This is a genomic window from uncultured Thiocystis sp. (assembly GCF_903866365.1).
Classification (GTDB): Bacteria; Pseudomonadota; Gammaproteobacteria; order Chromatiales; family Chromatiaceae; genus Chromatium.
This window is the reverse complement of the sequence record NZ_CAIPNF010000429.1, coordinates 1-10,020: the sequence shown is the minus strand read 5'-3', so window position 1 is coordinate 10,020 and position 10,020 is coordinate 1. Positions and strand designations below refer to the sequence as shown.

Sequence of the window (10,020 nt, the reverse complement as noted above, 5' to 3'; positions counted from 1 at the left end):
GGCCCTGACGCAGCGCCCGGATCTCATCGTCACGGTCGATAACGGCATCGCCAGCATCGCCGGCGTCGCGCGGGCGCGCGAGTTGGGCATTCCGGTACTGGTCACCGATCATCATCTGCCCGGCGACCGGCTCCCGGACGCTGCGGCCATCGTCAACCCCAATCAGCCCGATTGCGCCTTTCCGAGCAAGCATCTGGCGGGCGTGGGCGTGGTCTTCTATCTGCTCGCCGCGCTGCGCGCCCAGTTGCGCGAGACCGGCTGGTTCGCGGCCGGACGGGTGGCGCCGAACCTGGCCGAGCTGCTGGATCTGGTCGCGCTCGGCACGGTCGCGGATGTCGTGACCCTGGACCGCAACAACCGTATTCTGGTTGAACAGGGTCTGCGACGCATCCGCGCCGGGCACTGTTGTCCGGGAATCCTGGCCCTGTTGCAGGTGGCGGGCCGCGATCCGACCCGCGCGACGACCACCGACCTGGGCTTTTTCGCCGCGCCCCGGCTCAACGCGGCCGGGCGGCTGGAGGAGATGTCGCTCGGCGTCGAGTGTCTGCTGACCGACGATCCGGCGCGGGCCTTCGCGATGGCCCAGGAGCTGGACGGCCTCAATCGTCGCCGCCGCGAGATTGAAGGCGAGATGAAGGATCAGGCCGAATTGCTCCTGGATGCGCTCTGCCTGGATGGCGAGACGCTGCCGCCCGCGCTCTGTCTCTTTGGCGAGGACTGGCATCAAGGGGTGTCGGGAATCGTCGCGGCGCGTATCCGCGAGCGTTATCATCGCCCCGTGATCGCCTTCGCCGAGGCCGGCGACGGTCTGCTGCGCGGCTCGGCGCGTTCCATCGACGGGCTGCACATCCGCGATGCCATCGATCGGGTCGACCGCCGTCATCCGGGTCTGATCGAGCGTTTCGGCGGTCATGCGATGGCGGCCGGCCTGACCCTGCAAGCGGAGGGGCTGGAGGACTTTCGGGTCGCCTTTATCGAGGCGGTCCGGGCGCAACTCGGCGATCTCCCGCGCCAACCCGAGATCCGCTCCGATGGCCCGCTGCCCGGCGGGCTGATGACGCTGGACACGGCGGAAGCGCTGCGGCTGGGCGGCCCCTGGGGCAAGGGTTTTCCGGAGCCCTGTTTCGATGGCGGCTTCGAGGTTCTGCAGGCGCGGATCGTGGGCGAGCGTCATCTCAAGTTGCGAGTGGCCATGCCCGACGGCGAGCCGATCGACGCCATCGGGTTCAACCTGGGCGAGAAGCTGCCCGAGGCGCGGGGCCGGGTCCGACTGGCCTATCGGCTGGACGTGAACGAGTATCGCGGCGTTCGCTCGCCGCAGTTGATCCTTGAGGATCTGCAGGCAGACCACTGACCAAACGCCAGGATTCCCGAACCGATACCGATGATTGAACATCAATACGATCCCGACCGGGATGACGACGAGTGTCCTCCCGAAGGCCCAAGCAAGAGTCAAATCAAACGCGAGAAGCTGGCGCTGCAGGCGCTGGCCGAGCGTCTGGCGGGCCTGCCGCGCGTCGAACTGGAGCGCTTGAAACTCAGCCCGGCGACCTGGATCGCGCTCGACGAGACCGCGCGCATCAAGGATTTTCGCGCAATGGGGCGGCACTGGAAGCGGATCGCCAACCTGCTGGAGAAGGAGGACATGGCGGCCGTTCATGCGCTCATGGATCAGGCGGGGGAGCGCGAGCGCGAACTGAATGCCCGTCACCATGCGCTCGAACGCTGGCGCGAACGTCTGATCGCCGAGGGCGATGCGGCGCTGGCGGACTTCATCGAACACTGTCCGGCGGTTGACCGTCAGCAGTTACGAACGCTGATCCGCGCCGCCCAACGCGATACCGAACGCGGCCGGCCAGACGCGCCGCGCAAGCTGTTTCGGTATCTGCGCGAGGCGACGGAGACGGTCGAAGGTTGATACAACAATGGACGCGAATTCGATGAATGCTCCCGCTGATACTGGCTCCGACAGACGCCCTTCGCTCTCGGTCGTGATCCCCATGTACCAGGAAATCGACAATGTCGAACCCATGGTGACGCGGGTCGGGCAGGGGCTGGCCGACTACCGGGGCGATTGGGAACTGATCTGCGTCGACGACGGCAGCCGCGACGGCACCGGCGAGCGTCTGCGCGCGCAGGCCGACCGGGTCGGCGGCCATCTGCGCGTGATCCGTCTGCGGCGCAACTTCGGTCAGACCGCCGCCATGCAGGCGGGCTTCGACGCCGCGCGCGGCGAACTGATCGCGACCCTGGACGGCGATTTGCAGAACGATCCGGCGGACATCCCGCGTATGATCGACGAACTGCTGGCGCGCGATCTGGATCTGTTGCAGGGCTGGCGCCGCCGGCGCCAGGATGGGCTGGTGATGCGCAAGATTCCGTCGCGGATCGCCAACCGACTGATCGGCAAGGTCACCGGGGTGAGGCTGCACGATTACGGTTGCAGCCTCAAGGTCTACCGGGCCGAGGTCATCCAGGAGGTCACCCTGCTAGGCGAGATGCACCGCTTCATCCCGGTGTGGGTGGCGGGGGTGACGGCTCCGGAACGCATCGGCGAGACCGAGGTGGGTCATCGGGCGCGTCAGTTCGGCGTCTCCAAATATGGCCTTTCGCGGACCTTCCGGGTGCTTCTCGATCTGCTGGCGGCGTTCTTTTTTCTGCGTTTCGGCTCGCGTCCCGGTCATTTTTTCGGCATGATCGGGATCGTTTTCGGTCTGGTCGGCACCCTGATGATGACCCATCTGCTGGTGGTGAAATTCGTGCTGGACCAGAATATCGGGCACCGTCCCATGTTGTTTATCTCGATCCTGTTGATTGTCGCCTCGATTCAGTTTTTGACCACCGGCGTGCTGGCCGAACTGCTCACGCGCACCTTTTATGCGTCCGGCAAGCGCACCCACCATCGTATCCATTGGCAATCCGATCCCGCGGCGGCGGGCTGGAAGGTTCCGACATGACGACCATGACTCCGGCGTTGAACGCTGACAGGCAACCCCTCTGGCTGATGGCCATGGGCCGGGCGATGACCTCGCCCTGGTTCCTGCTGCTCGTCGTGGCGCTGAGTTTTTTCTGGCAGTTGGGGGCGGTGCCGCTCTACGACCTCGACGAAGGCGCCTTTACCGAGGCGACCCGCGAGATGCTGGACAGCGGCAACTTCATCACCCCGCACAAGGACGGCGAGCCGCGCTACGACAAGCCAGCGCTCATTTATTGGTTGCAGGCGGCCTCAACCGAGATTTTCGGATTTAACGAATTCGCCCTGCGGCTACCCTCGGCTGTGGCCGCCACGCTCTGGGTGCTGGCGCTCTGGGGCTTCGTGCGCGCACGGCTGGACGCGCCGACCGCCGCGGTTGCCGGGCTGGTCATGGTGCTGTCGCTTCAGGTGTCGCTCATCGCCAAGGCGGCGGTCGCCGATGCCGTGCTGAATCTCTTCATCGCGCTGACCTTCTTCGAGATCTATCGCTATTTTCTGGACCCGGACCCCAAGACCAATCGCCGCTTCATCCTGCGCGCCTATCTCTGGATGGGGCTGGGTTTTCTAACCAAGGGGCCGGTGGCGGTCTTCTTCCCGGTGCTGGTCAGCTTTCTGTTTTTTCTCTCCGAGATCCGTTGGTCGAAACAGAGTCTGCTGGTGTCGCTGCGCTGGTTCAGGGCGGCCTTCTCGCCGCTCGGCTGGCTGATCTTTCTGCTGGTGGCCGGTCCCTGGTATCTGGCCATCTATCTGGACGACGGCCCGGACTTCTTCCGCAGCTTCTTCCTGGAGCACAACGCCGGACGTTTCGGCGAGGCGATGCACGGGCATGCCGGGTTTCCGGGGTATTATCTGGTCATGCTGCCGCTGATCCTGTTGCCCTTCACCGGCTGGTTTCTGAGTCTGTTCAATGCCTATCGAACCGCCTGGTCGGATCCGCTGGAGCGTTTTCTCTGGATCTGGTTCCTGACGGTCTTCGTCTTTTTTTCCTTCTCGGGCACCAAGCTGCCGCATTATCTGCTGTACGGCGCCGTGCCGCTCTTCATCCTCATGGCCCGGCATCGCGACCGGCTGACCAACCGCTGGCTGGCTTTCGCGCCGCCGCTGCTCCTGTTCGCGCTGCTGGTCGCCTTGCCGCTGATGCTCGATACCATCCTTCATGTGATCGAAGGGATCACGACCAGCGACTCGGCCGAGGTGCGGGCCATGCTGGAACTCAAGGCGCATGAATCGGCGCTGCTGATCGATGGCCGACGGGCGCTCGACCTTCCCTATGGGCTTGCCGTCTTGACCGGTCTGGCGGCCATGATCGTGCTGCTGCGCTGGTCGCGACCGCCGCTGTGGCAGCGACTGGTGCTCGCCGGCCTGGTGCAGACCTGGGTGGTCTATGGCTTCCTGGTGCCGCGCGTGTTCGAGGCGATGCAGGCGCCCGTCAAGGAAGCGGGGCTGATGGCCAAACAGCTCGATCTGCCGACGGTGGTGTATCGCACCTCGATGCCGAGCTTCAGCGTCTATCGCGACGCCATCACGCCCAAGCGTCCGCCGGTCGCGGGCGAGCTGGTGTTTTTACGGGTCGACAAGCTGGACTCGCTGACACGGGATTACCCTGAACTGCGGCAGGAGATCGTCTATCGGCGCGGCGCGGTTGCACTGGTCCGCATGCACTCCATGCCATGATCGAGCGCGCGCCAACCGTTCCGCTCCGCGACTGGCATGACCGACTGGCCGCCGGAGCGGCGCGGACCCCGCTGGAATCGCCAGACGGCGCCCGCTGGCTGACGCGCTGGGCCTTGGTTTGCCTGATCGTCGCGACGACGCTCGTGCTGGCGTGCGGTTATCACGCCGGTTTCCTCCGCCTCAACGCCTGGGCCGCGAGTTATCCGGACTGGATCTGGCAATGTCTCACGGTCCTGGGCGACGAGCGGGTGCCCTTTGCGCTGTCGCTGTTTTTCTCGCTGCGCTATCCGCGGGTATTCTGGACGTTGATCCTGTCCGCGCTGATCGCGATCCTCTACAGTCGCGGGCTCAAGGAACTGGTCGATTCGGCGCGACCGCCGGGCGTGCTGGCCGCCGACGCTTTCCATCTCATCGGTCCCGGCCATCGGCATCACAGCTTCCCGTCGGGTCACAGCGTCACGGCCGGGGTCTTTTTCGGCGTGCTGATCTACCATGCCCGCTTGGTCGAGTGGCGCTTGCTCTTTCTTCTGCTTGCGATTCTCGCGGGGTTCAGCCGGGTGGCGGTCGGGGTGCATTGGCCGGTGGATGTCGCGGCGGGTCTGCTGGGCGGGGCGCTCGCGGCCTGGCTCGGCGCCCGGTTCGCCGCGCGCTGGCCGGGGCCGGCAACCGATGTCAGCGTCCATCTGGCCATCGTCACGCTGGCCGCCGTTCTGGCCGTCGGCCTGCTGTACGACGATGGCGGCTATCCAGGGGCCGCGCTCATGCTTCAGGGGCTGGGCGCGGGCGCGCTCCTGAGCGCGCTGTTGCAGTATTTCGTCCTGCCGCTGTGGCGAGAGCGGCGGCGCGGTCAGGGCGTGGAGACCGGTCGCCCCCAGGTATCCTGAAAGACCAGATCCGCCAGCGACCGGCGCCGGTCCCAGCCCAGGGTCTCCTGGCATCGGCTCGGGATAGAAGGCGTCCACCTGACCCAGGCACAGCACCGCCAGCGAGCGGGCGCCCTCGGGCAGTTCCAGCAGCCGGTCAAGCCGGACCGGGTCATAGATCGAGACCCAGCCCATCCCCAAGCCCTCGGCGCGGGCGGCCAGCCATGGCGCAGGCCGCCGAGCACAGATCCATCTCAGGCATGGTGCGCCGGCCCACCACATAGTTCCCGCGCCCCTCGGCCAGCGCGACGACCAGTAACTCGCCGCACTCCAGGATGCCTTCCAGCTTGAGTCGTCGGACCCGTTCGGCACGCTCGCCGCAGGCTTGGGCGGTCAGTTCCTGCTCCTCTTGCGTGAGTGCGTGGATGGTTTGGCGCAGGTTTGGGTTCCGGATGCGGATGAAGCGCCAGGGCTGCATGAAGCCCACGCTCGGGGCGTGATGGGCGGCCTCCAGCAGGCGCGCGAGCACGGTCTCGTCCACCGGATCGGGGCGGAAATGGCGCATGTCGCGCCGTTCGTCGATGACGCGGTAGACCGCTGCGAGGTCGGAATCGTTGAAGCGATGGTTCATGGTCGGAATAGCCGCGTGGCGGCGCCTGGGTTGGATGGAAAATACAGACGGAGATACGAGGTCGTGAGCCGGCCCAGACGATAGACCGCCTCCGGGGCGCCGTGATGACGGAGCGCAGTGGAGCGTGCGAGCTCATGAGCGTCACTCTGCGCCGAGAGGGTTGCCGGCAACGCTAGACCCGGCACGTTTGGCTGTCAACGCGGTTTGGCTCGGTTCTCAAGCCAGTGTTCCCGCGCCAGAGACACACCTTGCCACCCCGCTTCGCTTCGGCGTATCCTTCCGGCTCGCTTTCGGGTGCCTCGCGGCGTGACCGCGCCAAGGGGTGAAACGGGAAGTCCGGTGACGTCGCGCGCGCTTGCGTGCCCGATCACTCCGGCGCAGCCCCCGCTGCTGTAAGCCTGACGGAACCGCCACACCGCCACTGCGCTCCCGCGCGGGAAGGCGGCGGAATCCGGATGACGGCAAGCCAGAAGACCGGCCCGAGCGCGTGAACTGGTGTGAGCCTCGGGGTGAGGCTTGAGCCGACCGGGTCGTCCGGGTTGCCTGCGCGACCTTGACCCTGTTTGCCGCGACCAAGGTTGCGAGCGTCCCGCGTGGCGGGTTGCCCGCGCGTGGGTCGACCGCTCCCCGCCTGACACCTCGTGTTGTTGACTCAGGTTTACGAGGTTATTCGTCATGCATATCGAACCGGGCATGCTGGTTGCGACCAAGGTCGCGGCCGCCAATCTGGCCGCCGTCGGCGTTCTTTCCGTCTATCTGCCATCGCTGATCAAGCAGCCGTCGCTGATCCTGCGCACCCTGCTCGCGGCGCTCTTCTTCTCGCTCTTCATGCAGTTGTTCCATCTCCCGGTGGGCGCGTCCGAACTGCATTTCGTCGGGGCCATGCCGATTTATCTCCTCTTCGGCTTCATCCCCACGCTGTTCGGCTTCGGTCTGGGCCTGCTGTTGCAGGGGCTGCTGTTCGAACCAGGCGATCTGGTGCATCTGAGCGTGAATACGCTGTCGCTGGCGATCCCCTTAATCGCCGTACATTACACCCTGGGCCAGCGGATCGCTCGGCTCAATGTGCTGACCATTCTCAAGCTGGACGGCGCCTATTATGCCGGCGTGACCCTGATGGTCGGCTTCTGGCTCCTGCTGGGCGAGGAGGCGACGCCGCTCGCCAACTGGGCGCTGTTCGCCTCGTCGTACCTCGCGGTGGTGGCGTTCGAGCCGGTTTTTACCCTGCTGCTGGTCAAGGCGATCGCGCCATATGCGCAGCGCCCGCTGCTGCAACTCTGTCTCGATCTGCCGGCGCCGCTGGCCACGACGCCAGCCAGGGCGGGCTAAGACCATGGGGTGCGTCTGGTTTGTCGGCGCCGGACCGGGCGATCCGGATCTGATCACGGTCAAGGGACGCCGCCTGATCGAGCAGGCCGGCGCCATCCTCTACGCCGGTTCGCTGGTGGATGTGGCGGCGACCCGGTACGCGCCCCCCGGCTGTCGGCTCCAGGACTCCAAATCCATGACGCTGGACCAGATCGGCGACTGGCTGATCCGGGAGGCCGGCCGTTGCGAGACCGTGGTGCGCTTGCAGACCGGCGATCCGGGGCTCTATGGCGCGCTGGCCGAGATGACCCGACGGCTGGATGCCGCCGGCATGACGTGGCGATCGGTGCCGGGGGTGACTTCGGCGATGGCCGCGGCGGCGGCGGCCGGAGAGAGTCTGACCCTGCCGGACGTCACCCAGACGGTGATCCTCACCCGCGTCGCCGGGCGCACGCCCATGCCGCCCGGCGAGAATCTGGAGTCGCTGGCCGCCCATGGCGCCACGCTCTGTATCTATCTCTCCGCGACCCTGCTGCCTGAGGTGGAGCGCGCGCTGCGCGCCGCCGGCTGGCCGGCGGACGCCCCAATGCTGGTGGTGCAAAAGGCCAGTTGGCCGGACGCCGAGCGGATCGTGCGCGGTCGGCTCGACGAGATCGATCGTCTGTGCCACGAATCCGGCATCGATTCGCAGGCGATGATCGTCGCCAGCCCGGCGCTGGGCGCGCGCGGCTGGGCCGACCTGTCGCCCTCCAAACTCTATGACCCGGCCTTCGGACATCGCTTCCGCGCGGCCAGCACTCCCGAGAATCCTCATGAATGACACCGTCCTGCTGTTGGTGGGGCACGGCTCCCGTTTCCATGGCGGCAACGCGGAATTGCTGCGCTTCGCGGAGCAATGGCGCGCGCGTCATCCCGGCTGGCGCATCGAGACCTGCTTTATCGAGCACGACGCGGTGCTGCTCGATACCGGGCTGGACCAGGCCGCCCGCGCCGCCCGCCGGGTGATGGTCATCCCCTTCATTCTGAATGCCGCCGGTCATGTCAAGATGGAGATCCCGGCGGCCATCGCCGAGGCGCGGGCACGTCATCCTGAAGTAACGTTCGAGATGGCGCGTCATCTTGGGATGGGACGCGAGATTCTGCGCGTCCTGGAAGACCGACTCGACGCCTTGACGCGGAGCCTGGATCTGCCCGACCCTCGGACCACGGGCGTGATCCTGCTCGGGCGCGGTTCCTCGGACGCGGGCGCCAACGGCGAACTGGCGAAGATGACGCGCTGGGTGTTCGAGAATCGCGATCACGATCTGGTGGATCTGGCCTTCACCGGCATCGCCTGGCCGCGCCTGGAGACGGTGGTACAGCGTCAGGCGCGCCTGGGCATGACCCAGATCGTCATCCAGCCGGTCTATCTGTTTGCCGGGCGGCTGACCGAGCGCATTCAGGCGCAGGTGGACCGGCTGCGCGTCCAGTATCCGCGCATCGCCCTGGCGCTGGGCGAACGCTTCGGGTTCGACGAGGGGATTTTCGAGCTGCTCGACCGCCGGGCGATGGGGTCTGATTCGACCGAATGCGGGCTGCTGGAGTGCGATGGCTGCAAGTATCGCGAAGCCGCCGCCATGGAACACCATCACGATCACAGCCACACGCGGATTTGAGGTCACCATGACGCGAGACGAACGGAGAGTCAAACCGGGGGCGGTCACCCAACAGAATACCCAGGCCGGGCGCTCGATCGAGGACAACTCCTTCGCCATCATCGACGCCGAGACCGGTCCGCACGACTACACGCCGGAGCAATGGCCGATCGTGCGGCGGATGATCCACGCTAGCGCGGACTTCGATCTCAACGGTCTGACCGAATTTCATCCGGCGGCGGTGTCGGCCAGCGTGGCCGCGCTCCAGCGCGCCGGGCGACCGCTGGTGACGGACGTGGCGATGATCCTGGCCGGACTCTCGCCCAAGCGGCGGCTGCGGTTCGGTCTGCGACCCAGCCAGTTCATCGCCGACGTGGACGTGGTTTCGCAGGCCCAGGCGCAGGGGACGACCCGCGCCGTGCAGGCGATGCGCAAGGCCCAGCGGCTGGGATTGCTGGAGGGCGCCATCGTCGGCATCGGCAACGCGCCAACCGCGCTGCTCGAACTGATCGATTTGATCGAAGGGCAGGGCGCGCGTCCGGCGCTGGTGGTCGGCATGCCGGTGGGGTTCGTGGCGGCGGCCGAGTCCAAGGCGCGACTGGCCGAGGTCGCGGCGGTGCCCTGGATTCTGGTGCGCGGTCGCAAAGGCGGTTCGACGCTGGTGGTCGCGGCGATTCATGCGCTGCTCGGGCTTGCGGATACGGGGCGGGTGGGGTAGGGGGCTCGACTTTCATGCGGTTTTGTCGCCATTGCGGTACTTCTTGCGTCAGGACTCCCTCTTGGAATGGTTAAGATTCGCGCGCCGTCAGACATGATGATGTGCTTGCTTTCCCGGACAACTCGGAACCCTGCTTTCTGTAAGGCACGGACGGCGTCGCGGTGATTGACACCTGGAATCTTCGGCATCTTTACGCGGCCACTTCGACTTCCCGCATT

9 protein-coding genes, 1 pseudogene and 1 riboswitch are annotated in these 10,020 nt (G+C 66.3%); of the genes and pseudogenes, 9 read left to right on the top strand and 1 reads right to left on the bottom strand.

Going from position 1 to position 10,020, the window contains the following annotated elements; translation table 11 throughout:
• From recJ to QZY07_RS23520, 5 genes are all read left to right on the top strand, one after another.
• Positions 1 to 1,354: single-stranded-DNA-specific exonuclease RecJ (recJ, locus tag QZY07_RS23540; RefSeq protein ID WP_295408203.1), on the top strand; the 1,354-nt coding region annotated here is incomplete at its 5' end.
• A gap of 30 nt (positions 1,355 to 1,384) precedes the next feature.
• A complete protein-coding gene (yjgA, locus tag QZY07_RS23535; RefSeq protein ID WP_295408201.1) occupies positions 1,385 to 1,918 on the top strand; it encodes a ribosome biogenesis factor YjgA in 534 nt (177 codons plus the stop codon).
• A gap of 22 nt (positions 1,919 to 1,940) precedes the next feature.
• Positions 1,941 to 2,957 (top strand): glycosyltransferase family 2 protein, encoded by a 1,017-nt coding sequence (locus QZY07_RS23530; protein ID WP_295408199.1) that lies wholly within the window; start codon positions 1,941 to 1,943, stop codon positions 2,955 to 2,957.
• Positions 2,958 to 2,962: 5 nt separating this feature from the next.
• Complete coding sequence (locus QZY07_RS23525; RefSeq protein WP_295408205.1) at positions 2,963 to 4,648, top strand: glycosyltransferase family 39 protein; 1,686 nt, start codon at positions 2,963 to 2,965, stop codon at positions 4,646 to 4,648.
• Positions 4,645 to 5,532, top strand: coding sequence for a phosphatase PAP2 family protein (locus QZY07_RS23520; RefSeq protein ID WP_295408197.1), 888 nt, complete (start codon positions 4,645 to 4,647; stop codon positions 5,530 to 5,532). The genes QZY07_RS23525 and QZY07_RS23520 overlap by 4 nt, the downstream gene beginning before the upstream one ends.
• Here the strand turns inward: QZY07_RS23520 and bluB are convergent.
• A pseudogene (gene bluB, locus QZY07_RS23515) lies at positions 5,496 to 6,142 on the bottom strand (5,6-dimethylbenzimidazole synthase). The gene QZY07_RS23520 and the pseudogene bluB overlap by 37 nt on opposite strands.
• Before the next feature lie 275 nt (positions 6,143 to 6,417).
• Positions 6,418 to 6,640: riboswitch (cobalamin riboswitch) on the top strand.
• A 177-nt stretch (positions 6,641 to 6,817) separates the two neighbouring features.
• Here bluB and QZY07_RS23510 point away from each other — a divergent pair.
• Genes QZY07_RS23510 through QZY07_RS23495 form a run of 4 tightly spaced genes read left to right on the top strand, consistent with a single transcriptional unit; the run spans position 6,818 to position 9,802 of the window.
• A complete protein-coding gene (locus tag QZY07_RS23510) occupies positions 6,818 to 7,471 on the top strand; it encodes an energy-coupling factor ABC transporter permease (RefSeq protein WP_295408194.1) in 654 nt (217 codons plus the stop codon).
• Between the two features lie 4 nt (positions 7,472 to 7,475).
• Entirely contained in the window at positions 7,476 to 8,270 is a 795-nt protein-coding gene (gene cobM / locus QZY07_RS23505) for a precorrin-4 C(11)-methyltransferase (RefSeq protein WP_295408192.1), read from the top strand.
• On the top strand, positions 8,263 to 9,105 hold the full coding sequence (locus QZY07_RS23500) for a sirohydrochlorin chelatase (RefSeq protein ID WP_295408190.1): 843 nt from the start codon (positions 8,263 to 8,265) through the stop codon (positions 9,103 to 9,105). The genes cobM and QZY07_RS23500 overlap by 8 nt, the downstream gene beginning before the upstream one ends.
• A 7-nt stretch (positions 9,106 to 9,112) precedes the next feature.
• Complete coding sequence (locus QZY07_RS23495) at positions 9,113 to 9,802, top strand: precorrin-8X methylmutase (RefSeq protein WP_295408188.1); 690 nt, start codon at positions 9,113 to 9,115, stop codon at positions 9,800 to 9,802.
• The last annotated feature ends 218 nt before the right edge of the window (positions 9,803 to 10,020 follow it).